Source organism: Inquilinus sp. NPDC058860 (genome assembly GCF_042743185.1).
Classification (GTDB): domain Bacteria; phylum Pseudomonadota; class Alphaproteobacteria; order DSM-16000; family Inquilinaceae; genus Inquilinus.
This window is the reverse complement of sequence record NZ_JBHYMS010000039.1, coordinates 25,638-48,705: the sequence shown is the minus strand read 5'-3', so window position 1 is coordinate 48,705 and position 23,068 is coordinate 25,638. Positions and strand designations below refer to the sequence as shown.

The 23,068-nt window shown below is 66.0% G+C and carries 19 protein-coding genes and 3 pseudogenes; 18 read left to right on the top strand and 4 right to left on the bottom strand.

What is annotated here, in order from left to right:
• The first annotated feature begins 34 nt into the window (after positions 1-34).
• The 10 genes from ACFW16_RS23790 (at position 35) to ACFW16_RS23745 (ending at position 10,404) form a co-directional block, all read left to right on the top strand.
• Entirely contained in the window at positions 35-949 is a 915-nt protein-coding gene (locus ACFW16_RS23790) for a GntR family transcriptional regulator (RefSeq protein WP_380309736.1), read from the top strand.
• Between the two features lie 101 nt (positions 950-1,050).
• Entirely contained in the window at positions 1,051-2,142 is a 1,092-nt protein-coding gene (locus ACFW16_RS23785; protein WP_380309668.1) for an isocitrate/isopropylmalate dehydrogenase family protein, read from the top strand.
• A 140-nt stretch (positions 2,143-2,282) separates the two neighbouring features.
• Positions 2,283-3,389: an ABC transporter substrate-binding protein gene (locus ACFW16_RS23780; RefSeq protein ID WP_380309666.1), complete on the top strand. Its 1,107-nt coding sequence runs from the start codon at positions 2,283-2,285 to the stop codon at positions 3,387-3,389.
• 205 nt (positions 3,390-3,594) lie between these two features.
• Positions 3,595-5,223 (top strand): ABC transporter permease, encoded by a 1,629-nt coding sequence (locus ACFW16_RS23775; protein WP_380309664.1) that lies wholly within the window; start codon positions 3,595-3,597, stop codon positions 5,221-5,223.
• Entirely contained in the window at positions 5,216-6,295 is a 1,080-nt protein-coding gene (locus ACFW16_RS23770; protein ID WP_380309662.1) for an ABC transporter ATP-binding protein, read from the top strand. Before ACFW16_RS23775 ends, ACFW16_RS23770 begins: the two co-directional genes overlap by 8 nt.
• A gap of 4 nt (positions 6,296-6,299) precedes the next feature.
• Positions 6,300-6,965 carry an aspartate/glutamate racemase family protein gene (locus ACFW16_RS23765; RefSeq protein WP_380309660.1) on the top strand — a complete coding sequence of 222 codons (666 nt, stop codon included), beginning with the start codon at positions 6,300-6,302 and terminating at the stop codon, positions 6,963-6,965.
• A 13-nt stretch (positions 6,966-6,978) separates the two neighbouring features.
• The gene (gene otnK, locus ACFW16_RS23760; RefSeq protein ID WP_380309659.1) at positions 6,979-8,253 is read left to right on the top strand and encodes a 3-oxo-tetronate kinase; all 1,275 of its coding nucleotides are present in this window, start codon (positions 6,979-6,981) and stop codon (positions 8,251-8,253) included.
• A complete protein-coding gene (gene otnC / locus ACFW16_RS23755; RefSeq protein WP_380309657.1) occupies positions 8,250-8,885 on the top strand; it encodes a 3-oxo-tetronate 4-phosphate decarboxylase in 636 nt (211 codons plus the stop codon). The genes otnK and otnC overlap by 4 nt, the downstream gene beginning before the upstream one ends.
• Before the next feature lie 21 nt (positions 8,886-8,906).
• Positions 8,907-9,380, top strand: coding sequence for a ribonuclease E activity regulator RraA (gene rraA / locus ACFW16_RS23750; RefSeq protein ID WP_380309655.1), 474 nt, complete (start codon positions 8,907-8,909; stop codon positions 9,378-9,380).
• A 52-nt stretch (positions 9,381-9,432) separates the two neighbouring features.
• A complete protein-coding gene (locus ACFW16_RS23745) occupies positions 9,433-10,404 on the top strand; it encodes an amidohydrolase family protein (protein WP_380309653.1) in 972 nt (323 codons plus the stop codon).
• Between the two features lie 12 nt (positions 10,405-10,416).
• Here the strand turns inward: ACFW16_RS23745 and ACFW16_RS23740 are convergent, their stop codons facing one another.
• Positions 10,417-11,496 (bottom strand): lactonase family protein, encoded by a 1,080-nt coding sequence (locus ACFW16_RS23740; protein ID WP_380309651.1) that lies wholly within the window; start codon positions 11,494-11,496, stop codon positions 10,417-10,419.
• A 144-nt stretch (positions 11,497-11,640) separates the two neighbouring features.
• On the opposite strand from ACFW16_RS23740, the gene ACFW16_RS23735 reads away from it, so the two are divergent.
• The 3 genes from ACFW16_RS23735 (at position 11,641) to acnA (ending at position 16,606) form a co-directional block, all read left to right on the top strand.
• On the top strand, positions 11,641-12,531 hold the full coding sequence (locus ACFW16_RS23735; protein WP_380309649.1) for a GntR family transcriptional regulator: 891 nt from the start codon (positions 11,641-11,643) through the stop codon (positions 12,529-12,531).
• 143 nt (positions 12,532-12,674) lie between these two features.
• A complete protein-coding gene (locus ACFW16_RS23730; protein ID WP_380309647.1) occupies positions 12,675-13,997 on the top strand; it encodes an MFS transporter in 1,323 nt (440 codons plus the stop codon).
• A 2-nt stretch (positions 13,998-13,999) separates the two neighbouring features.
• Positions 14,000-16,606, top strand: a complete 2,607-nt coding sequence (acnA, locus tag ACFW16_RS23725; RefSeq protein WP_380309734.1) for an aconitate hydratase AcnA — start codon at positions 14,000-14,002, stop codon at positions 16,604-16,606.
• A gap of 442 nt (positions 16,607-17,048) precedes the next feature.
• Here the strand turns inward: acnA and ACFW16_RS23720 are convergent, their stop codons facing one another.
• Positions 17,049-18,188 carry a fatty acid desaturase family protein gene (locus ACFW16_RS23720; protein WP_380309645.1) on the bottom strand — a complete coding sequence of 380 codons (1,140 nt, stop codon included), beginning with the start codon at positions 18,186-18,188 and terminating at the stop codon, positions 17,049-17,051.
• 536 nt (positions 18,189-18,724) lie between these two features.
• Positions 18,725-19,510, bottom strand: coding sequence for an NYN domain-containing protein (locus ACFW16_RS23715; protein WP_380309643.1), 786 nt, complete (start codon positions 19,508-19,510; stop codon positions 18,725-18,727).
• A gap of 349 nt (positions 19,511-19,859) precedes the next feature.
• Here ACFW16_RS23715 and ACFW16_RS23710 point away from each other — a divergent pair.
• Together ACFW16_RS23710 and ACFW16_RS23705 are read left to right on the top strand one after the other, a co-directional pair.
• Positions 19,860-20,002, top strand: a pseudogene (locus ACFW16_RS23710) (ATPase, T2SS/T4P/T4SS family); the annotation flags it as partial.
• Positions 20,001-20,486: pseudogene (locus ACFW16_RS23705) on the top strand (conjugal transfer protein TrbE); the annotation flags it as partial. The pseudogenes ACFW16_RS23710 and ACFW16_RS23705, both read left to right, overlap by 2 nt.
• A gap of 70 nt (positions 20,487-20,556) precedes the next feature.
• Here ACFW16_RS23705 and ACFW16_RS23700 read toward each other — a convergent pair.
• Positions 20,557-21,027 (bottom strand): DUF2934 domain-containing protein, encoded by a 471-nt coding sequence (locus ACFW16_RS23700; RefSeq protein ID WP_380309641.1) that lies wholly within the window; start codon positions 21,025-21,027, stop codon positions 20,557-20,559.
• A gap of 481 nt (positions 21,028-21,508) precedes the next feature.
• On the opposite strand from ACFW16_RS23700, the gene ACFW16_RS23695 reads away from it, so the two are divergent.
• From ACFW16_RS23695 to ACFW16_RS23685, 3 genes and pseudogenes are all read left to right on the top strand, one after another.
• A complete protein-coding gene (locus ACFW16_RS23695; protein ID WP_380309639.1) occupies positions 21,509-21,709 on the top strand; it encodes a hypothetical protein in 201 nt (66 codons plus the stop codon).
• A 129-nt stretch (positions 21,710-21,838) separates the two neighbouring features.
• Positions 21,839-22,447: pseudogene (locus ACFW16_RS23690) on the top strand (CapA family protein); the annotation flags it as partial.
• Positions 22,360-23,007, top strand: coding sequence for a CapA family protein (locus tag ACFW16_RS23685; protein WP_380309732.1), 648 nt, complete (start codon positions 22,360-22,362; stop codon positions 23,005-23,007). The pseudogene ACFW16_RS23690 and the gene ACFW16_RS23685, both read left to right, overlap by 88 nt.
• Positions 23,008-23,068 lie beyond the last annotated feature (61 nt).

The window sequence follows — 23,068 nt, the reverse complement described above, 5'->3', positions numbered from 1 at the left end:
ATCGTGGTGACCTTCGAACGTATGAGTGTCCGACATGCCCTCCAGCCCTCTTGCCCTCCGCATCGCCGGCGAAATCCGGGAACTGATTCGCAGCGGCCGCATCTCGGTCGGCGACCATCTCAGCACCCAACGCCTGGCCGACCAGTTCGGCGTGTCGCGGTCGCCGGTGCGTGAGGCCATGCAGGTTCTCGCCGATCAACTGGTCCTCGAGCAACAAACCAACCGCGGCTTCTTCGTCCGGCCGCTGCCGGATGCCTCAGGCGAAACGGACGACAGGGTCGAATTGCCCGACGAGGCGGATGAATACCAGCGGCTCGCGGATGACTGGCTGGCGGACCGGATCCAGGCCGAGGTGACCGAGCAGTTCCTGCGTGACCGATACCGCCTGACCAAGACGCAGCTCACTGACCTCCTCATGCGCGCTGTGCGCGAGGGATGGGCGGAGCGAAAGCCCGGTTACGGCTGGCGATTCCTTCCTGTCGCGAAGACGCCGGAGGCGTTCGAGCAGATCTACCGCTTCCGCATGCTGATCGAGCCGGCCGCAATGCTCGAACCCACCTTCCGGATCGACCGGCAGGTGCTGGCGGAGCAGCGCAGGATCCAGGAAAGCATGCTGGCCTCGGACATCGCGACCTTGCCGGCGGAGCGTCTCCTGCACAATGGCTCCCTGTTCCACGAGGAGATCATAAAGCTGTCCGGCAACCCGTTCTTCCATCGCGCGCTGGTGCAGGCGAACCGGATGCGCCGGCTGCTGGAATACCGGGCGCGGGTCGATCGCCAGCGCCTGCGGGTGCAGTGCGGCGAGCACCTCGAGATACTGGAGCGGTTGGAGCAGGGCGACGTGGTCGAGGCGTCCTATCTGATGCGGCGGCATCTGGGCGGTGCGCTCGCCCGGAAGTCCCCAGTGGTCCTCGCCTCCGCCTTGGAACCGGTCGCCGCCGGCGACTAGGAAATTAGCCTATTGCATTTATAGGTTCAAAAAGCCAATACTCCTCTCATGAGATCCAGCCGCCCGCTCGGGGAGCGGTCGGCCGTCGGGAGGAGAACCATATGCGAATCATTGTGTTGCCCGGGGACGGCATCGGTCCGGAGATCACGGCGGCGACGATCGCCGCGCTTGAGGCAGCCGACCGAGCTTTCGGTCTTGGCTTGTCCTTCGACTACGACGATGTCGGCTTCGCCAGCCTGCAGAAGCACGGCACGACGCTCCGCGACGAGACGCTCGAGAAGGCGCGCGGATACGACGGCATCATCCTCGGGCCGCAGTCGCACATGGACTATCCGCCGCGCGATCAGGGCGGGCGGAATGTGTCCGCCGGATTCCGCGTGCAGCTCGATCTCTATGCCAATGTGCGGCCAGCCCGGTCACGTCTGTTCCTCGATCGCGGCGCCAAGAACATGGACCTCGTGATCATGCGCGAGGCGACGGAGGGGTTCTATCCGGACCGCAACATGTACAAGGGGATCGGCGAATTCATGCCGACGCCGGACGTCGCCCTGTCCGTCCGCAAGCTCACCGCCCATGCCTGTGAGCGCATCGCCCGTGCCGCGTTCGTGATGGCGATGAAGCGCCGTCGCAAGGTGACGGCGGTCCACAAGGCCAACAACTTCATCATCACCGACGGCTTCTTCCTGGAGAAGGTCCGCCAGGTCCACAAGGAATTCCCGGAGGTCGAGCTCGACGACGTGATCATCGACGCGATGGCGGCGCATCTGGTGCGCGATCCGTCGCGCTACGACGTGATCGTCTCGACCAATTTCTATTCCGACATCCTGTCGGACCTGGCCAGCGAGCTGTCGGGCAGCCTCGGTCTTGCCGGATCGATCAACGCCAATGCCGAGGCCGGACTCGTCTGCGCCCAGGCGCAGCACGGCTCGGCTCCCGACATCCAGGGCCAAAACAGGGCCAATCCAACCTCGCTGATCCTCTCAGCGGCGATGATGCTGAGCTGGCTGGGCGAGCAGCGCAAGCTCCCGGCCCTGGAAGCCGCCGGTGCCGAGATCGAGCGCGCCGTCGACGAAATCCTGGCGGATCCGGCCTCGCGGACCCGCGATCTTGGCGGCTCGTTGAACACCGATGCGTTCGGAGAGCGCGTCGCGAAGGCCATTCGCAAGGCGCAGCCGGCGACGTCGGCCGCGTGATTGCCGTGCATCGGTCGATGGCGACGGCTCGATTGGCTTTAAATCTCTAAAAAGTCGATTGTAGCCAACGGCCTCCGATCGTCGTCCGATCAGAAAACGAGCCCGACGCCGACAGGCGGGGCTCACCAAGGGAGGAGAGGATGTTTATCATCCCATCACGCAAGGGGGCGCTCTGCGCCGCCGCCGCTTTGGTCATCGGCTTCGGCGCCGCCCGCGCCCAGGACGTTCCGGCAGGATATCCGTCCGATTACGGCGCGATGATCGAAGCCGCCAAGTCGGAGGGTGCGGTTTCGATCTACACGTCGACCGACGGCGCTCAGGCCCAGGCACTGCTCGATGCCTTCACGGCGAGATATCCCAGCATCAAGATCGAATACAACGATCTCGGGACGAACGGCACCTATAATCGCGTGATCTCGGAAGCGGCTGCGGGCCAGGTTGGAGCCGATATTGTGTGGAGCTCCGCCATGGATCTCCAGATGATGCTCGCGGCCGACGGCTATACCGACAGCTATGCTTCGCCGGAAGCCAAATCACTGCCGGACTGGGCAAAGTACAAGGATACGCTCTATTCGACGACGGTCGAGCCGATCGGGATGATCTACAACACCAAGGCGCTGGCCGAGAGCAGCGTCCCGAAGACCCGGGCCGACCTTATCCAGTTCCTGATCGACAACAAGGACAAACTGCAGGGCAGGATCGCGAGCTTCGATCCGGAGAAGAGCGGCTCTGGGTTCCTGCACCACACCAACGACGCCCGCGCCACCACAACCTTTTGGGACCTCGCCAAGGCTTTCGGCGTGATCGGCGGGCGCACCTATTCGAGTTCCGGATCGATGAAGGAGACGGTCGTCTCCGGCGAGAATGTGCTGGCCTTCAACATCATCGGTTCCTATGCGCTCGACTGGGTCAAGCAGAGCCCTAATCTCGGCGTCGCCTTCGGCACCGACTACACGGCCGCCTTCTCCCGGGTCGCGACCATCGCCAAGGACGCACCGCACCCGAACGCCGCGAAGCTTTTCCTCGACTTCCTGCTGTCGCGCGAGGGCCAGAACGCGCTGGCCGCGAGCGGCCTGCCCTCGGTTCGCACGGATGTCGACAAGGGGTTCAACCTGGCGACGCTGAACGAGCGCGTGGGCGGCAACCTGAAGCCGATTGGGCTCGACGAAGGGCTTCTCGAATTCATGAAGCCGCAGAACCGCGTCGACTTCCTGAACAGGTGGAAGGCCGCGCTCGCCGGCTCCTGACGGCCTCGAACGGACGGAGCTGCGCATCGACCGATGTGCAGCGCACTCCACCCTCTCGATCGTGGTGACCATGGCAACGCACATCGAAAAAGCCGCGCTGATCGCAAACGAGGCCTGGGCGGGACCCGCCGCCCGGCCGGCCCCCCGCCTCCGGCGGAGGCTCGATGCAGCCCCCTTCCGGATCGGAGCCATCGCGGCGCTGGCGGTGGCTGTCCTCGCGCCGGTCGGGTTGATTGTCTATCAGAGCTTCCTCGACGCCCCGTTCTTCAGCCCGCGGGCCAAGCTCGGCCTCGACGCATATCGCTACGTCCTGACTGATCCGTCCTTCTATCAGGCGCTCTGGACGACGGTCGTCTTCGCGCTCGGCATGGTCGCCGTCGCGGTCCCGCTCGGGGGGATGCTCGCGTTCCTGCTCACCCGCACCGACATCAGGGCCCGGAAGCTGCTCGAAATCTTGGTTCTGATGCCGATGTTCATTTCCTCGATCGTGCTGGCGTTCGGCTACACCGTCTCGGTCGGCCCCTCGGGCTTCGTCTCGATCTTTTTCCGCGACACCTTCGGCTTCGTGCCGTGGAACCTCTATTCGCTGGGCGGACTGATCATCATCGCCGGCCTCAGCCATGTGCCGCATGTCTATCTCTACGTCTCCTCGGCGATGCGCAACCTGCCGTCCGACTTGGAGGAGGCCGCCCGGACCACCGGCGCCAACATCTGGCGCGTCTCGGTCGACGTCACCTTGCCGATGGTGCTGCCCGCGCTGATCTTCAGCGCCGCCCTCAACCTGCTGCTCGGATTCGAGACCTTCGGCATTCCACTAGTGCTCGGTGATCCGAACGGGATCACGGTGCTGACGACCTACATCTACAAGCTGACCACGCTGTTCGGGGTGCCGACCTACCAGCTCATGGCCGTCGTGGCGATGGTGCTGGTGCTGGTCACCCTGCCGCTGGTCTATTTCCAGCGGCGCATCCTGCGCCACAGCCGCCGCTACGCGGCTCTTGGCGGCAAGGGCGGCCGCTCGACGCCGCTGAAGCTCGGGCGCGGGGGCCAGGCCGTCGCGCTGTCCCTGATCGCGCTTTGGCTCTTCGTCTCGGTGGTTCTGCCGGTCGGCGGCATTGCGCTCAGGGCCTTCGTTGACGCTTGGGGGCAGGGGGTCGATCTGCTCGACCACTTTACCCTGGCGAATTTCCACAATCTGCTCTCCGTGCCCAGCCTGCTCCGCGGCATCCTCAACACCATCGCGCTCTCGGTCGTGGGCGGGGCGGTCGCGGTCGTGATCTACCTGCTCGTCGGCCTCGCGGGGCATCGCAACCCCGGCCTGTCGAATACGGTTCTCGACTACATGGTGCTGCTGCCGCGGGCACTGCCGGGGCTCGTCATCGGCCTCGCCTTCTTCTGGGTCTTCCTGTTCGTGCCGCTGCTCACGCCGCTCCGCCCGACGCTGGTCAGCCTGTTCGTCGCCTATGTCGTGGTCGGCCTCTCCTACGGGCTGCGCCTGCTCCAGGGCACCCTGATCCAGGTCGGGCCGGAGCTGGAGGAGGCGGCGCGGACGACCGGCGCCACCATCGGGCGCACCTGGCGCGACATCGTCATCCCGATTGTGCGACCCGGCCTCGTCGGGGCCTGGGCGCTGATCATGATCATCTTCCTGCGCGAATACGCCACCGGCGTCTATCTGATGAGCGCCGGTACCGAGGTGATCGGCTCGCTCATGGTGTCGCTGCTGCAGACCGGCGCCATGGACACCATCGCCGCACTCGCCTTCATCAGCATCGTCCTGACCGCGGGCGGTCTCACCCTCGCGCTGCGCCTGGGAGCCAAGGTCCATGACTGAACTCGTCGTCAACAACGTCCAGAAATGGCTGGGCGGGCTTCAGATCCTCAAGGGCGCGTCGTTCACGGCGAAGAAGGGCGCGATCGTGGCCCTGCTGGGCGCCTCGGGCAGTGGCAAGACCACGCTCCTGCGCTGCGTCGCCGGGCTGGAGCAGCCCGAGATCGGCTACATCAAGATCGGCGACAAGGTCGCCCTCGACAGCGAGCGGAAGACGGCCCTGGCGCCCGAACAGCGCAACATCGGCCTCGTCTTCCAGTCCTACGCCTTGTGGCCGCACCGCACCGTCAAGGAGAATGTCGGGTACGGGCTGAAGCTACGGGGTGTCGGCTCCGCGGAGGCGGGAGCGAAGGTCCAGACGATCCTCGATCGGATGGGGCTCGGCCACCTGGCCGACCGTTATCCCGACCAGCTCTCCGGCGGCCAGCAGCAGCGCGTCGCCATCTGCCGGGCCTTGGTCTATGAGCCGCGCGTGCTGTTGCTGGATGAGCCGCTGTCGAACCTCGACGCCAAGCTGCGCGAAGAGGCGCGGTACTGGATCCGCAAGCTCATCCTCGACCTCGAGATCTGCGCCATTCTCGTGACCCACGATCAGACTGAGGCGCTGGCCGCGGCCGATCACATCCTGCTGCTCAAGGACGGGCGGATCGTGCAGGAGGGCAGCCCCCGCGAGATCTACTCGAACCCCAACAGCTTCTACGCGGCGGACTTCCTAGGTGCGAACAACGTCGCCCGCGGCACGCTCGCACAGCTGGCTGGAGATCGGGCGGTGATCGGGGGCGAGGGCTGGTCGCTGGAAGGCGTCGTGAAGGACCGCCAGGGGCTCGCCCAGGCCGCGGCAGCCCAGGCGGTGATCCGGGTCGAACGCATCTCGGTTTCGGACGCGCCCGGTCCCAACCGCATCGAGATGAAGCTGGACGACAGCCTCTATCTGGGCGACCGCTGGGAGTACCGGATCCGCCGCGGCGATTTCAGCGCGAAGGCGCACGGAACCAAGCCGCTGCCCCCGGGGGCGGTCTGGTGCGAGTTCCCGCCGGAGAGCGTGTGGGTGTTCCCCGGCAATCCGCAGGGGTGACGCGATGCCGGCGCATCCCCGCATCGCTCTCATCCATGCCACCCCGGTGGCGGTGGATCCGATCCGCGATGCCCTCGCCGCCGGCTGGCCGGAGGCTCGACCGGTGAACATTCTCGATGACAGTCTGACCCCCGACCGCGCCGAGGCCGAAGAGATCTCGCCGACGCTCACGGAGAGGATCGTCGAGCTTGCAAGCTACGCCCGGAGGATCGGCTCCGACGGGGTTCTGTTCACCTGCTCCGCGTTCGGCAGCGCAATCGAAACGGCCGCAAGCCTGCTGGATGTCCCGGTGCTGAAGCCGAATGAGGCGATGTTCGAGGCGGCGATCGGGAAGGGGCAGAACGCGGCGATGATCGTCACCTTTCCGCCGGCCCGGGCCAGCATGGAGGCCGAGTTCGCGGAGGAGGCGCAGCGCCTCGGAGCCAATGCCACGCTGACCAGTATCGTCGCAGAAGCCGCAATGACGGCGCTGAGAGCCGGCGACGCCGACACCCACAACCGGCTCGTCGCTGAGGCGGCCTGCGGACTCGTCGGTTTCGACACGATCGTGCTGGCGCATTTTTCGACGGCCCGGGCGGCCGATGCGGTTCGCCGCGTCATCGACATCCCTGTCCTGACCAGCCCCGACGCCGCCGTGGCCAAGCTGCGCCGGCTAATCACCGGATCCTGAGAGGACCCAATCGATGCTTCTGGGCGTGATCGCCGACGACTTCACGGGGGCGAGTGACATCGCCAATACGCTGGCGAAGGGGCTGCCGGGGCAGGGCGGGCTGCGCACCACGCAGTATCTCGGCGTGCCGGACCGCCCGGCACTGGAGGCCGTCGAGGCCGGGGTGATTTCCCTGAAGAGCCGGTCCATCCCGGCCGCGGAGGCGGTCGCCCTGTCGCTGCAGGCGCTCGCCTGGCTGAAGGGGCAGGGCTGCCGGCAGATCCTGTTCAAATACTGCTCGACCTTCGATTCCACCCCGGCCGGCAATATCGGCCCGGTGGGCGAGGCGCTGGCCCATGCGCTCGGAGCCAAGGGCGTCGTCGCCTGCCCGGCTTTCCCGACCGTCGGCCGGACCGTCTATCAGGGCCACCTCTTCGTCGGCGACCGGCTGCTCAACGAATCCGGGCTCGAAAACCATCCGCTCAACCCGATGACGGATCCGGACCTCCGGTGCTGGCTGCAGCGTCAATGCGCCGGCGCGGTCGGCTTCGTGCCCTGGTCGACTGTCAGGAGCGGCGCGGATGCGTTGCGGGCGGCGCTCGCCCAGGCCGCTGCTCGGGGAGAGGGGCTGGTCATCGTCGACGCCCTGACCGACGAGGATCTGGTCACGATCGGCCGTGCCTGCCGTGATGCGCTGCTTCTCACCGGCGGATCGGGCATCGCCCTCGGGCTGCCGGCGAATTTCCTGGATCAGGGCTTGGCCTCGGGCGGCGCGGCGTCCTTCGCCGGCATTTCGGGTCCGGAAGCGCTTCTGGCCGGCAGCTGCTCGGGTGCCACCCGGCAGCAGATCGAGGTCCACTCTCGGACCCATCCCATGCTGACCATCGTGCCTGACCGAGTCCTGGAAGGCAGCATCACGGCCGCCGACCTGGCGGGGTTCATCTTCGCGCATCGGGGCGAAGCCCCGCTCGTCGCCTCTTCCGGGTCGCCGGAAGAGGTAGCCGCGGTGCAGCGCCGGCACGGCCGCGAGCGGGTGGCCGCCGCGCTCGATGGCCTGTTCGCGGAAACGGCCCGGGCGCTGGTCGCCGGCGGCATCCGTCGACTCGTGGTGGCCGGCGGTGAGACCTCGGGCGCCGTGGTCTCCGCCCTCGGCCTCGACGCGCTGACCATCGGGCCGGAGATCGATCCCGGCGTGCCGGTGCTGGTGAGCGAGGGACCGGAGCCTCTGGCGCTCGCGCTCAAATCCGGGAATTTCGGCGCGCCCGATTTCTTCGCGAAGGCGCTGCGCACGCTTGCGGGGGACGCATGACAGAGACGCGGCTTCGGGACGATATTGCGCGTCTGTCTCGCTCGCTGTTCGAGCGCGGCTTTTCGGTCGGCTCGGCCGGGAACATCAGCGCGGCGGTGGACGATGGTTTGCTGATCACCCCGACCAATTCCTGCCTTGGTTTCCTCGATCCCGCTCGGATCTCGAAGCTCGATCGGGATGGTCGGCATATCTTCGGTGATGCGCCATCCAAGGAGATCTTCCTGCACCGCGCCTTCTACAAGACGCGGCCCGAGACCGGCGCTGTCGTCCATCTCCACTCCACCTTCGCGACGGCGCTGTCGTGTCTTGCCGACACCGACCCGGAGGACTGCATCCCGCCACTGACACCCTATGTCGTGATGCGCGTAGGAAAGGTGCGGCTGGTGCCGTATGCACGCCCCGGCGATCCTCGGGCCGGAGATCTCATCCGCGCTCTGGAGGGACGCTATGCCGCCGTCCTCCTTGCCAATCACGGGCCGGTCGTTTCGGCCAGGGATCTCCACGCCGCGGTCTACGCCGCGGAAGAGTTGGAGGAGACGGCCAAGCTCCTCGTCTCGCTACGGGGGCTGCCCACCCGCATGCTTTCCGTCGATCAGGTCAACGAACTCACCCGTGTGTTCGGCGGCTCCTGAGATCACCTGAAGGAATCGATCATGAAAACAGCCGACCTCGTCGACGCGCATGACGGACAGGTCCGCTTCTGCCACCTGCCGTTCCGGATGTTCGGGCGCAGGCGCTCGTTCTGGGGACCGATCGCGACGGTCAAGTGCTTCGAGGACAACGCGCTTCTCAAGTCCATGCTGCAGGAGCCGGGCGACGGCCGGGTGATGGTCGTGGACGGCGGCGCCTCCACACGATTGGCGCTGCTCGGGGATCAGATCGCCGCGATTCTTCAATCCAGCGGCTGGTCCGGGATCGTCATCAACGGGGCGATCCGCGATTCCGCCGAGATCGATGTCATGGACGTCGGCGTCTTCTGTCTCGGGACATCCCCGAAGAAGAGCACCAAGGACGGCGTCGGCAGGCGGGACGTGCCGGTCAGCTTCGGCGAGGTCGAGTTCCGGCCGGGGGACCACGCTTATTGCGATTCCGACGGCGTCCTCGTCTCGGCCGAGAAGCTCGTCTGAGCCTCTGCGGGATCGACCAATAAACCATCCGAAACGCATGGAGGACATCACCATGGCCAGGATCGGCGCCTCTTGGATCAGCCGCCGGGGATTGCTTCAGGGGACCGCGGCGGGCCTCGTTTTCTCCAGTGCTCTCTCCGTACAGGCTGCCGCCGGAGAGGAGCCGATCCCCTACACGGCCGGCACGGAGCATCCGAAGCACAAGGCGCCGGCCCACGCCTGCGATTGCCATTTCCACATCTACAACGCGCGCTTCTCGGCGGCCCCGAATGCCAGCCTCAAGCCGCCGGATGCCTTGGCCTCCGAGTATCTGCGGCTGCGGCAGCGACTGGGTGTCGAGCGCGGCATTATCGTGACGCCGTCCACCTATGGCACCGACAATTCCTGCACGCTCGACGCCATGGCCCAGCTCGGCGACACGGTGCGCGGGGTCGCCGTGGTCGACACCTCTGTCACCGACGCCGAGCTGAAGCGGCTGAACGACCGCGGCGTTCGCGGCATCCGCTTCAACATCGCGCGGGCCGGCGCGACCACAGTCGAAATGATCGAGCCGCTGGCCCGGCGCATCGCCGATTTCGGATGGCATGTCCAGGTTCACATGGCGGCAGATGGCATCGCCGAGAACGCGACGCTGTTCGGGCGCCTGCCCGTGCCCGTCGTCTTCGACCATCTCGGGCGGATCCCTCAGCCGGACGGCATGAAGCACCCGGCCTTCGCCGTCATCAACCGGCTGCTCGGAGAGGGCAGGGCCTGGGTCAAGATCTCGAGCCTGTACCAGGACACGAAGATTGGCCCGCCGAGCTATTCCGATGTCGGCCAGGTCGCCCGGGCGTACATCGAGGCGGCGCCGGAGCGTGTCCTGTGGGGGTCTGATTGGCCCCATCCGTCGAAGGGTGCCTACGGCACCCCCGACGACGCGCTCCTCTTAGACCTCGCCGCGGAATGGGCCGGGTCGGATGAGATCTGGCACCGCATCCTCGTCGGCAATCCCGTGACGCTCTACGGCTTTCCGAAGACGGCGTGACGCTGAACGGCCTCACGCCACAGGCTTGAACACAATGCAGACAGGACTGCCGACGCGCTGGGACTGCCCGGTCGGCCTGACCTCTCCGGAGGCCGCATCGAAACGGAACGTGACGATCGTGTCGCTGTCCTCGTTGGCGACGTGGAGAAAGCGCTGCGCCGGATCGAGGGCGAAGAAGCGCGGCGTCCGCCCTTCGCTGGCCTGCCAGGCCTTGGGCGAGAGCCGACCGCTCGCCGCCTCGACGGCAAAGACCGCGATGCTGTCGTGGCCGCGGTTCGAGACGAAGAGGAAGCGGCCGTCCGCCGAGACCGCGATCTCCGAGGCGCGGCTGTTGCCGGCGAAGCTGTCGGGCAGGGCGGAGAGGAGCTGAAAGGGCTGCAGCGCGCCCGTCCCGCGGTCGAAGCGGTAGGCGGTGACGGTGGAATCGAGCTCGTTGATCACATAGGCCCAAGGGCCCTGCGGGTGGAAGGCGACGTGGCGCGGACCCGCCCCCTCGCGTGCCTTCACCTGCGGCGCGGCCGGCAGGAGCTTCGCCGTCTCCGGATCGATCCGGTAGGTGAAGAGGCGATCCAGCCCCTTGTCCGGCACCACGATGAATCGGCCGGACGGATCGAACTCGACCTGGTGCGGCTTGGCGAAGGGCTGCTCGACCCGGTGCGGGCCGATCCTGCCTTCGAGCGTCACCAGGTCGACGGCGGCGCCGAGCGATCCGTCGTCGTGGCGTGGCAGGAGAGCGATTGTCGAGGTGACGTGGTTGGCCACGACGACGAAGCGGTTGGTGGGATCGACCGCCAGATGCACCGGGTTCTTGCCTTCGGTGCTCTGCCGGTTGACGAAGCGGAGCTCGCCGGTCTCCGGGTCGATCGCGAAGGCGCTGATCTCGGTCGAGTCGCCGTGGACCGTGTAGAGGAAGCGCTGTGTCCGATCGAAGGCGAGGAAGGACGGGTTCACCAAGTCGGGCACGAGCTGGAGATGCGTCCAGGCGCCCGTTTCCGCGTCGACGCGGTAGACGTTCAGCCCGTTGCCGCGGGCATAGCGCTCCCTCGACGTGCGGGCCCCGACATAGGTGAGATAGGATTGCGGATCGGTCATCGGTTTCGGCATCGCTCAGGATTGAATTTTATATCAAAGAACCACAATTATCCGATGCTGGCAATTGCCCGGCCGGCGGGGCTGTGCGAAGCATCGCCAGACCTTGCCCATTGACGGGGCGGCGTTCGATCGAGGTTTGCAGGAATGGCCAGGCCCAGCCTCTCGCCCCAGATGACGGCCCGGATCATCGGCCATATTCGTGAGCACAATTTGCAGCCTGACCAGCACCTGCCCGGCCAGGCGTTGGCCGACGCCTTCCGTGTCTCGCGGGCGCCGGTGAACGCCGCACTTCGGGTGCTCGAAGGGATGGGGATCGTCCGCTCCGAACCCAACCGCGGCTACTTTCTGGTGAAGGGCGCGCAGGAGCTGGAGCACGAAGAGGATCTCGGCGATCTACGGAAGGATGAGCCGGAGGACGAGCGCTATTTCGCCATCGCCGAGGACCGGCTGGCCGGCAAGCTGCCCGACCGGATCAGCGAAAGCGAGCTGATGCGGCTCTACGGATTGTCGCGCAGCGTCCTTCTCAAAATCCTAAACAAAATCGCGGAGGAGGGCTGGATCGAGCGCCTGCCCGGCAACGGCTGGGCCTTCCGGCCGATCCTGACCTCGCGCGCCGCCTATGAGCAGGGCTACCAGTTCCGGGCGGCGGTCGAGTCGCAGGCCTTGCTGCTGCCCGGCTTCGCAATCGACGAGAAGGCCTTCCGCATCGCTCGCGAGGAGCAGCAATGGCTGCTCGACGGCGGCTACAAGCGGGCGACGCGCAACGATCTCTTTCGCGCCAATTCCGGCTTCCACGAGATGCTGGTCGGCTGCTCCCGCAACGACTTCTTCGTCGAGTCGGTGCGGCGGGTGAACCGGCTGCGGCGGCTGATCGAGTATCGCATCACCATCGACCGGGCACGGCTGCCGCTGCAGTGCCGCGAGCACCTGCACATCCTGACCCTGCTGGAGAAGGGGTTGCGGCAGGAGGCTGCCGATTTCCTGCGCATCCATATCGAGGGCGCCAGCGCGATCAAGAGCCCGCAGCTCGGCTGATCCCGGGCCGTTCAGGATTCCTGAATCCCATATTGAATTTTATATCATATAATGCAAAGTAGGTTCGGCATGCGGCACCGGCCGACGCAGCGGCCGGGTGAACTTGACCGCTCTCGCATCCGAGGAACCCAGGGAGGATGGCCATGGCCGCCGCGGCGACTGACGCTCTCGAGAATGCCACGATGCGCAAGGTCTTCTGGCGCATCATCCCTTACTGCTTCGGGCTCTACGTCATCTCCTATCTGGACCGCGCCAATATCGGTTACGCCGCCCTCGAGATGAACCACGAACTGGCGCTGACCAGCGAGGCGTTCGGCTTCGCGGCCGGGATCTTCTTCATCGGCTACTTCCTATTCGAGGTGCCGAGCAACATGGCGCTCAACCGGTTCGGGGCGCGCCTTTGGATCTCGCGGATCCTGATCACCTGGGGCGTCATCGCCGCCGCGACCGGCTTCGCGCAGACCGCGACGCAGCTCTACGTCCTGCGCTTCCTGCTCGGCGTTGCGGAAGCCGGCTTCTTCCCGGGCATCATCGTCTATCTGACCTATTGGTTCCGGACCAAGGAGCAGGCCACCACCGTCGCGCTGTTCACCGCGGCAATCCCGGTCTCCTACCTTCTGGGGGCGCCACTCAGCACCTGGATCATGGACCACGTGTCCGGCTTCGGCCTGAGCGGCTGGCGCTGGATGCTGGTCCTCGAAGGGGCGCCCGCGATCATCGCCGGTGTGGCCAACTATTTCATCATGACCGACCGGCCGGAGCAGGCGAAATGGCTCTCGCCCGAGCAGCGGGCATGGCTGGTCGGTGAGCTGCGGAAGGACCACGCGGCGCGGCCGAATGTGCAGCATCTCGGTGTCATGGCCGCGATCACCAACGGCAAGGTGCTGTTCCTGTCGGTGATCTACTTCATCTACCAGGTCGGCAATCTCGGCATCGGCCTGTGGATGCCGCAGATCATCAAGGGCCTGTCCTCGGGGCTGAGCAATTTCGAGATCGGGCTGATCGCGATGGTGCCCTATGCCTTCGCGACCGTCGCCATGGTTCTCTGGTCCCGCAGCTCCGACCGCACGGGCGAGCGCCAGAAGCATTCCGCCCTGCCGCTGCTGGTCGGCGCCGTCGCGCTCGCGGCCACGGGGCTGGTGGTTCAGCCCTCCATCGCTCTAGGGTTGATCTCGGTCGCGCTGGCCGGGATCTACGCCTTCAAGTCGCCCTTCTGGTCGCTGCCCGGCCTGTTCCTGACCCGGTCGACCGCGGCGATCTCGATCGCGGCCATCAACTCGATCGGCAATCTCGGCGGCTTCGCCGGGCCCTACGCCATCGGCACCATCAAGGACTGGACCGGCAGCGCCTATGGCGGGCTGCTGTTCCTCAGCGGCCTCCTGTTCCTGTCGTTCCTGATGACGTGGTTTGCCCGCATGGCGACCACGCCAGAGGAGCAGGCCGAAATCCGGGAGATCCGTGCGTGACCATGATGACCGCAGCCGCATCGCTGATCTCGGGCGGCCGCCGCTATCGGATCGTCGATCTGCGCGAAGCGGCCGGCGCCGATCTCGACCGGTTGCCCACCATCCACCGCATCCTGCTGGAGAACGTGCTGCGCCATGCGGGCGAGGATGCACCGCGCGCGGCGGCGGCGATCCTCGCCTGGCTCGGCACCGGGTGGAGCGATGAGGAGATTCCGTTCCTGCCGGGCCGCGTGCTTATGCATGACACCACCTGCGGCCCGGCCCTCGTCGACATCGCCGGGATGCGTTCGGCCCTGGTCGAGGCCGGCGGGGACCCGCGTCGGCTGAATCCGGTCCTGCCGGTCGATGTCTCCACAGATCATTCTCTCGCCGTCGACGTGTTCGGCGCGCCCGACGCAATGTGGCGGAACATGGAGCGCGAGCTCGGCCGCAACGCCGAGCGCTACCGCTTCATGAAATGGGCGACCAAGGCGCTCTCCGGCGTCCGCGTGCATCCGCCCGGCACCGGCATCATGCACACGCTGAACCTGGAGCGGCTGGCGACGGTGGTGACCACTGTCGAGCGCGACGGCGTTGCCTGGGCCATGCCCGACACCCTGATCGGCACCGACAGCCACACGCCGATGGTCAACGGCATCGGCGTGCTGGCCTGGGGCGTCGGCGGGCTGGAGGCCGAAAGCGTGTTCTTCGGCATGCCGGTGATGATGCGGGTGCCCGATGTCGTCGGCGTCCGGCTGACCGGCCGGCTGAGGCCGGGCGTGCTGGCCACCGACCTGGCGTTGACCGTCACCGAGCGGCTGCGGCGGATCGACCTCGCCGACCGCTTCGTCGAGTTCTTCGGCCCCGGCGTCGCGACACTGTCGGCGGGCGACCGTGCCGTGGTCGCCAACATGACGCCGGAGTTCGGCGGCAATTCCGGCTACTTCCCGATCGACGAACAGACGCTGCGCTATCTGCGCGGCACCGGCCGGACGGAGGACCAGGTCCGCCTCGTCGAGGACTATGCCCGGCGCCAGGGCCTCTGGTTGGACCCGGCGGCGACGCCGCGCTACACCGAGGTAATCGAGCTCGATTTGCGTGAGATCGAGGTCAGCCTGGCCGGCCCGCGCCGGCCGCAGGACCGGATCCCGGCAGGAGGCACCGTCCCGGCTCTGGCCCCGATGCTGTCCGGGCGTTCCGGCGTCCAGACGGCCGGGGAGCCGGGCGACGGGGCGGTCGCCGTCGCTGCGATCACCAGCTGCACCAACACCTCCGATCCGCGCCTCGTCGTCGCCGCCGGCCTGCTGGCTCGCAAGGCGCGGGGCTTCGGCCTGATGCCGCCGGCCTGGGTGAAGACCTCGCTGGCGCCGGGATCGCCGACGGCAGAGCGCTATCTTCGCCGGGCGGGCCTGCTGGAGGATCTCGAAGCCGTCGGCTTCGGCATCGTCGGCTATGGCTGCACCACCTGCATCGGCAATTCCGGGCCGCTCACGCCCGCGATCGAGCAGGCGATGGAAGGGCGCGGCATCCTCCCGGTCGCCGTCCTCTCCGGCAACCGCAACTTCCCGGGTCGGGTCCATCCGCAGCTGGAAGCCGGGTTCCTGGCCTCGCCGCCGCTGGTCGTCGCCTTCGCCCTGGCCGGCGACGTGAACCGGGACATCCTCGCGGATCCGATCGGCCGCACCGCCGACGGCACCGGGATCCGGCTCGCCGATCTCTGGCCGACGGGGGAGGAGATCGACGCGGCCCTCGCCTCCGCCGTCGACCCTGCCGACTATGCCGCATCCTACGACCGGGCCGAGGCAAGCGAGAGTTGGGCGCGGCTCGACGCGCCCGAGACGCCGCTCTTCCCCTGGGACGAGGCGTCGACCTATATCCGCCGGCCGCCCTTCGCCGGCTTCGGCACGGGCACGCGGTTGGGCAGCTACCGCGCGCATTCCCTTATCGTGCTCAGCGACGACATCACCACCGACCACATCTCCCCGGCCGGGCAGATCCCGGCGGACAGCGAGGCGGCGGAGCATCTGGTCGCGCGTGGCGAGGACCGGTGCGACCTCAACGTCTTCGCCGCGCGCCGGGGCAACTGGCAGGTGATGCTGCGCGGCCTGTTCACCAACCGCAGCGTCCGCAACCTGCTGGCCCCGGGGATCGCCCCCGGCTCGACGATCCATGCCGGATCGGGCGAGGCCTTGCCCCTGTGGCGCGCCGCCGAACGCTATGCGGAGGAGGGGGAGAGCGTCGTCATCATGGCGGGCGAGCGCTACGGCATGGGGTCGTCGCGGGACTGGGCGGCCAAGGGCGCGGCGCTGCTCGGCGTGCGGGCGGTGCTGGCGCTTGGCTTTGAGCGCATCCACCGCTCCAACCTGATCGGCATGGGCGTCCTACCGCTGCGGCTGCAGGCCGATCGGCGGCCGGAAGCGCTGGCGCTGATACCGGGAGACGTGATCGAGATCAATGCTTCGCCTGACAAGGTCCAACCGCGGGGGCGGATTCCTATCCGTCTCATCCGTTCGACTGGGGAATGCGAAGCTTTTGAGGCGGTCGCAGCCATCGAGACGTCACTCGAGATCGAGATTCTGACGGCCGGAGGCATCCTGCCCCTGATTCTTCAGCGGGCGTCCGATCGTTGATCAATGGCTAAGCTGCGAGCCGTGGGATTCTGCCCTGAATCAGTCGCAAGAATCGTTGGCTGCATGTCCCCGCAACCACGCTTTTCCACGACCTTCTGACCAGATTCGCGCCGCAGCACGATCAGGTCCGCCGTTCACTGGTCGAAGCCTCGCTGTCGGCCAACACCCGGAAGGCCTATGGTTCGGCCTGGCTGTCGATCGGCATGGGGTCTCGGCGCCGATCGGCGCGGTAAGTACCTGATATTTCATGATATTGAGGGGCGCGACCTGGCGCCGATCCACAATTCGGAGTGTCGCGACCTGGTGCCGATTCACATCCTAGATGCTCCCGAAGCGGTTGGCGCCATTCGGAGCGCCGCCGCTCCGGTCTGCGGCCACCGGCCTTCCAGGCTGCCGCTCGAACCGGCCCGGCAAGCCAGCGCCATCCGTGTATCCGCTATATTCACGGATTCCTGATGTCGCACGACCGTTGCAACGATCCCATTCTGTTCTGGTTGCCAGCAGCTCCCTCATTGCCCATTGAGGGCATATTCTGTTTCTCGGGCAGCATTTGATGAGGACTGCTCGGGAAGGCCACCATCCGCTGCCGCTGCTCGTCCCAGAGCGCGAAGAACGGTGCGCGCAGGGCATCCCACAGGCTCAGGCTCGGCACGGCGTGCAGCTCCTGGATCGCGGCGTGGCAGGCCGGCAGGCGGTAGTTGGGGATGCGCGGGTTGAGATGGTGGATGTGATGGAAGCCGATGTTGCCGGTGAACCACTGCAGGATCCGCGGCAGCTTCAGATACGATGACCCCTGCAGCGAGGCTGCGCCGAACGTCCAATCGGCGTCCCGCTGCCACAGCGTCTCTTCGAAGCGATGCTGGACCGTGAACAGCCAGACGCCGATGATCGACGCGATCACCATGATCGGCAGCTGGACCAGCAGCACGCGTTCGAACCCCAGGAGCAGCCCGAGGCCGCCAAGGAGACCGGCGATGCCGGCGTTTGTGGCATGGACCGACAACCGTTCCCGGCGCCAGTCCTTCGGCGTGTCGAAAGGAATCCGGTAGAGCAGCAGGAAGACCAGCGGCGGCAGCAGCAGCCCGGTGACCACCGGATGGCGGCTCAGCCGATACAGAAGGCGGCGGCGCGGAGCCAGGGCCTGGTATTCCGCGACGGTCAGGCAGGTCGAATAGATATCCACCCCGCTGTCCCGCCGGTCGAGATTGTTCCAGACGGCGTGGTGCCCCGCATGTTGGCGGCGCCAGTTCGCGAAGGGCGTGAAGGTGATCAGGCCGCACAGGCGGCCGAGCACGATGTTGGCGCGGCGTGAGGCAAAGAACGACGAGTGCCCGCAATCATGCTGGATGATGAAGAGGCGAACAGTGAAGCCGGCGGCGATCACGGCCAACCCGAGCGTCAGCCAGTACGACACCCCGAAGCTGGCATACATCGCCGTGCAGACCGCGACAAAGCCGACGAGTGTCGAGGCCAGCTGCCAGACCGCCCTCGGCAGGCTCGGCGTCCGGAAGCGGGCCACCTCGGCCCGTAGCTGCGCCCCGGCCTCGACCAGGTTCCGGCTAGGCTTGCACTCTTCAGTCAATGTCGGCCTCCTTGGAAGCCGGATCCCGTTGCAGCGAAATGCAGCGCACCGCCATTCAGGTTGATGGTCCCAATGGTGACTCAACGGGATAAATGGACTGCCAGTTCATCCGAAGCGTGTTTCGCCCGCTCAGAGGGGCATCCACATACTCGGGCTCCTTGGTCACTGGTGCTGGAGCGTCGTTGACCGCGGTGCCGACGCAGCGCCGCATCGGCGGGCGTCGAGCGGCAGGCGTGACTGTGCCGTCACGGGCTTCGGGTCGCGATTGCTTGGCATGTCTGCCCCATGAACCGCCAAGCGGTGTCCGTGAGAATTGTCGAGAGCAATGCAGACGACAAACAGCGCTCCACAGCAGCGTCGCTCAAATTTCGAAAGGTGCGGAAAGCTGGGTTCGGCGCTCGATCACGCGCATTGAGAGCTGGCCGAACAAACCTAGGTCGACCGAGCAGATATGTGAACGGCGACCGGCGATTTTAAGCCGCTAGGATGGGCAATTGGAACGCGGCCGGCGGCAGGCGTCTGCCGACCGGATGGTCTCACTGCTTGGATGTCCGGCCTCGGCCGCGCCGGGCTCCAGCCGCCGCCGCGGCGGAATTCCTGGACGGCGGTGTCGGCCGCGGCCTGATCCGCATCGCCCGGCCCTCCGGCTGATCGAGATCGAATGCTTCGGTCTTCCGCACCAGATCGCTGAGCTTCCGATAGCCGTAGGTGCGCGGATCGAAGTCGGAGGCGATGTTGGCGAGGCGCTGCCCCACGGCGCCCAGTCCCACCCAGCCGTCCTCGGTCTCCATCTGCGCGATGGCCTTGTTCAGGATCGGAACGGCCGCGCCGGGAGGCTGGAGCGGTCCAGGCCCGTCCTCGGGCGTCGAAACCTGAGCCTCTGGCAGCAGGTTCTCAGTGTAGATGAACCTGCGGCACGCCTGCCGGAAGCTTTCGGGCGTCTTCTGCTCGCCGAAGCCGTAGACATCGGCCCCCTGCTCGCGCAGGCGGGACGCCAGGCGGGTGAAGTCGCTGTCGGAGGAGACCAGGCAGAAGCCGTCGAACCGTCCGCTGTGCAGAAGATCCATGGCGTCGATCACGAGAGCGATGTCGGACGCATTCTTCCCCGTCGTGTAGGCGAACTGCTGGTACGGATCGATCGCGTATTTCTGCAGTATGTCGGCCCAGGATTTCAGACGCTGGCCCGAGAAGTCGCCATAGATCCGCCGGACGCTCGCCTCGCCGAACTTGGCGACCTCCTCGAACAGCCCCCCGGCGATCCGGGGAGAGGTGTTGTCGGCATCGATGAGGATGGCAAATCTGGGCAGGCGCTCTTCCGCCATGGTCCGCACCTCCGTTTGGGATAGCCCTGCAGATCAGGCCATTGTCCTCATGGATAGGGTCAATACCCTGGTCAATGGACGGCACATGTTCTGCCGACATCATCGCTGCTTACGCTTAGATGTGCCAGAAGAGGAAGTGGGCGAGCATCTCAGAAGGGGATATAGATCCGCCGAGCCGCTGAAGCTGAGCTGGTGGTAGAATCGCGTTGCTCATATCGACGGGCCTTGTGGCGGGAGGATGGCTTGCAGTGATAGGCCATGCCCACTACGTCGGAGCGGAATCCAGCGGCATGCCTTTGAGCGTGGTCTCGATGCTCGATGCCGCAGAAGTTGAAGCGCAGCACGGTGAATTCAGGACACCCGCGAGCTGCAATGCTCCGCACCCAACCTGGTGGCGCTGCGCACCGAGGACGGCGTGCCTCGCTATCCGATCTCGTCCGCTCCCCGCTCCGCCTGCGCCCCGACCGCATCCCGATCGGCAAGGTGAAGGGAGGCCCGCCGGCAGCCGGCGGAGAGCTATCCGGAGAGCCGTTTCCCCGACCCGGTCTCGGCCCCGGTCGACGTCGAGCGGAAGGCGCAGTTCGAGGAGGCGGGCGGCCATTGCGAGAGCGCCTACGTCATAACCTCCGTCTGGCTGCCGCCGGCCGAGGAGGTCTCGCGGATCGAGTCCTGACTCTACGAGGGCCGCGACCGCGGCGGCGTCGATCCGTGGGAGCTGCTGCGCGGCTTCGTCGACCGCACGGACCGCATCCTGCAGCTGATCGAGGGCTTCGTGCCCGAGGCGGCCTGGCTCGACGACGCCGAGACGCTCTCCTATCTCCACGCCTGCATCTTGACCCGGCGGCAACGGGTCGCCGTGCCCGAGGTGCCGATGCATCTCGACGCGCTCCTCGCCGACGCGCCGCTCGTCGGCGGCTTCGACCCGCGGTTCGGCGTGGCGCACCTGCGAACGCTGACCGTCATCGGCTTTCCGACGGTCGCCGATGCCGCCTGGCTGGCGATGCTACAATTCACATCATGACAAGCGTCATTTCGTCGGGTTCAGATTAATCCATCTTTCCGGAGGAGTTCTCAAATTCACAAGTCCTGTGCCAGTATTCGCCGGCCCGACCTTCCGGACAGCCCTCTTGCTGCCAGAGGAGGTAAGCACTCTCGCGAAGATGCTGTTGACGTGCACGGTCCCAGTATTCGACGGCATGCCCGTGCGGCGAGCTCTCCTGCTGCCACAGAAAGTAGGCACGTTCGCGTATGGCTTGATCAAGACCCTGTTTCGTTTGGGATTGGGCATCGCCGTCATCACCGTATGCAGCCAGTGCGCCGCCGTGATCGACATGCATCTTACTGGTCAAGCTCTTGAGTTCGGCATCGGGTACCAGTTGGGCGCGAGATGCCGCCTCCAGTGCCTTCTCTCTGTACTGGCCGTCATTCGGAGCAGGGTCAGTGCCCTCGATCGTGATCGGATAGGTGTGTAAAACAGTTTTCCTGCTGTTCGACACGTCAACCAAACGTTCTGCCATAGACTACCCTTTCTGAATAATATAGAAATTTCCTTGGGTTAGCTTTCGGTGAGTCAGGCAACGACGCATTCGAGATTGATAGAATTCAGTCAGGCTCGTCTGCCGCAGCGCCATCCTTGAAACTCTCCACTCCCCTTCGCGTCCAGGCGAGCATCTTGCGAGCCGATTCGACTGTATCCGGCGGCGACGTGCGGAAGTAGGGTCGGAAACTGCTCATTCCGATCCGCTGCGTGTGATTGGACGCGGTCACGATCCTCTGTAGCACGTGAAATCAAGAGCTTGCCGTGCAGTCGGCCTCGAGACCCCACGCCCTTCGAAGGCGCCTCACCAAAGCGGCAGTTGGCCTCCGTATTGCGCACAAGAATCAAGAAATAATCGGTCGAAGTGATTGGGCAGATAATCTTGGGAACAAGAATCCATGTTTTCCCATTTGCCATGGGCACGGAGTGATTTCACGCCGTCGCTACCCGGAGATATCCCAATGCGCGATACCATAAAGATCATTGTGTGGATCGCACCGGCGCTGTTTGTCGTTGCCGGATGCAGCGTGAACAACACGCGACCGATGCCAACCCCCGTCGCGGTGACCGTCCCGTCCGCTGTGGTCACCACCCAGCCGGGAACGACGACGTACGTCACGGCGCCGCAACGCACGGTTTACGTGCCGGCGCAGGCGTTCTGAGTTCAGCATGAGCGGCGGCGGATGATCGCTTGAGATGATCGCCGCTGTCCGCGAGGCTGCCCATTCCCAGCGGTTCTGCGAGGATGAGGTATTGCTCTTAGGCGGCTACGCCACCCGCTCTTATCGGGAATGCGCGGCCCCGGGCAGCGTGCTTCTCGCTGTCCGGCAGTCGAGCACCCGACAGCCCGGCTCGATCTCCACATCCTCGCAAAGCCCGAGGCGGCGCCTGCGGCTCGTTTCCGCAACGTTGATCCCTTCGCCCGACCTCCGAATCATGATGTCGCCGGTCGGGTGCGTCGGCGGTGGGGGAACATGGCTCGGACAACGACACTCGCGCTTTTGGGCGATCTGATGCTCGGGCGCGGCGTGAGCCGAAAATTGCGTCGCCGGCCGCCCGAATGGTTCTGGGGCGATGTCCTGCCCACCCTCCGCCGGGCCGACGCGGTGCTGGCCAATCTCGAAAGTCCGATCACGACTGCCACCAGGCGTCGAAGCTGGAAAATGTTCCATTTCCGGGCTGATCCGGAGGCTGTCCGCATCCTGGATTGCGCTGCCGTCCGCTTCGTCTGCCTGGCGAACAACCACATGCTGGATTTCGATGAGCGCGGATTGCTCGACACCATGGCCGCCCTCGACACCGCCGGCATCCGATATGCAGGTGCCGGGCGAAACGCTGCCGAGGCAGCGGCTCCAGCCATGCTCAATCTGCCCGGATTGAAGCTCGGGCTGCTCGCGGCGACCGACAACATGCGCGCCTTTGGCGCCGGGCCGATCGCCCGGGCACGAATATCATCGAATTCAAGGAAGACTCCGCTGGCCTCGATTGGGTCGCCCGCTCTGTCGATGCGCTGCGGCGCGCCGGCGCGGCCGTCGTCCTGCTGTCGCTGCATTGGGGACCGAACATGCGCCTGTCGCCGAGCCGGCGCTTCCAACGGTTCGCGCATGCCGCGATCGAGCGCGGCGTCGACATCATCCACGGCCATTCCGCGCATGTCGTCCAAGCGGTCGAGCGGCATCGCGGCGCCATCATCCTCTACGACACCGGCAACTTCATCGACGACTACTGGAAGTTCCCGTTCCGCCGGACGTTCTGGTCGTTCGTCTTTCTCCTGGACATCGCGGGTGATCGGCCCAGCCGGCTTCGGCTGGTGCCGGTCCATATCCATTCCTCCCCGCTCGGTCTGGCAAAGGGCGAGACGGACCGGGCGATCAGGGCGCGGATGAAGTCCCTATGCGCTGATATCGGCACTGCTGTCCTTGAGACCCCTGATGGGCTGGAGATTCCGATCTCCCGGTGATGATGACGACATTGCCCGAGCCCTCGCATTGTCGAACCGACCTCGAACTGCAGATCGAATG

Coding starts and splice junctions, on each gene's coding strand:
- ACFW16_RS23790 (WP_380309736.1), top strand. CDS start 35: ATGCCCTCCAGCCCTCTTGCCCTCCGCATCGCCGGCGAAATCCGGGAA.
- ACFW16_RS23785 (WP_380309668.1), top strand. CDS start 1,051: ATGCGAATCATTGTGTTGCCCGGGGACGGCATCGGTCCGGAGATCACG.
- ACFW16_RS23780 (WP_380309666.1), top strand. CDS start 2,283: ATGTTTATCATCCCATCACGCAAGGGGGCGCTCTGCGCCGCCGCCGCT.
- ACFW16_RS23770 (WP_380309662.1), top strand. CDS start 5,216: ATGACTGAACTCGTCGTCAACAACGTCCAGAAATGGCTGGGCGGGCTT.
- ACFW16_RS23765 (WP_380309660.1), top strand. CDS start 6,300: ATGCCGGCGCATCCCCGCATCGCTCTCATCCATGCCACCCCGGTGGCG.
- otnK (WP_380309659.1), top strand. CDS start 6,979: ATGCTTCTGGGCGTGATCGCCGACGACTTCACGGGGGCGAGTGACATC.
- otnC (WP_380309657.1), top strand. CDS start 8,250: ATGACAGAGACGCGGCTTCGGGACGATATTGCGCGTCTGTCTCGCTCG.
- rraA (WP_380309655.1), top strand. CDS start 8,907: ATGAAAACAGCCGACCTCGTCGACGCGCATGACGGACAGGTCCGCTTC.
- ACFW16_RS23745 (WP_380309653.1), top strand. CDS start 9,433: ATGGCCAGGATCGGCGCCTCTTGGATCAGCCGCCGGGGATTGCTTCAG.
- ACFW16_RS23740 (WP_380309651.1), bottom strand. CDS start 11,496: ATGACCGATCCGCAATCCTATCTCACCTATGTCGGGGCCCGCACGTCG.
- ACFW16_RS23735 (WP_380309649.1), top strand. CDS start 11,641: ATGGCCAGGCCCAGCCTCTCGCCCCAGATGACGGCCCGGATCATCGGC.
- ACFW16_RS23730 (WP_380309647.1), top strand. CDS start 12,675: ATGGCCGCCGCGGCGACTGACGCTCTCGAGAATGCCACGATGCGCAAG.
- acnA (WP_380309734.1), top strand. CDS start 14,000: ATGATGACCGCAGCCGCATCGCTGATCTCGGGCGGCCGCCGCTATCGG.
- ACFW16_RS23715 (WP_380309643.1), bottom strand. CDS start 19,510: ATGGCGGAAGAGCGCCTGCCCAGATTTGCCATCCTCATCGATGCCGAC.
- ACFW16_RS23700 (WP_380309641.1), bottom strand. CDS start 21,027: ATGGCAGAACGTTTGGTTGACGTGTCGAACAGCAGGAAAACTGTTTTA.
- ACFW16_RS23695 (WP_380309639.1), top strand. CDS start 21,509: ATGCGCGATACCATAAAGATCATTGTGTGGATCGCACCGGCGCTGTTT.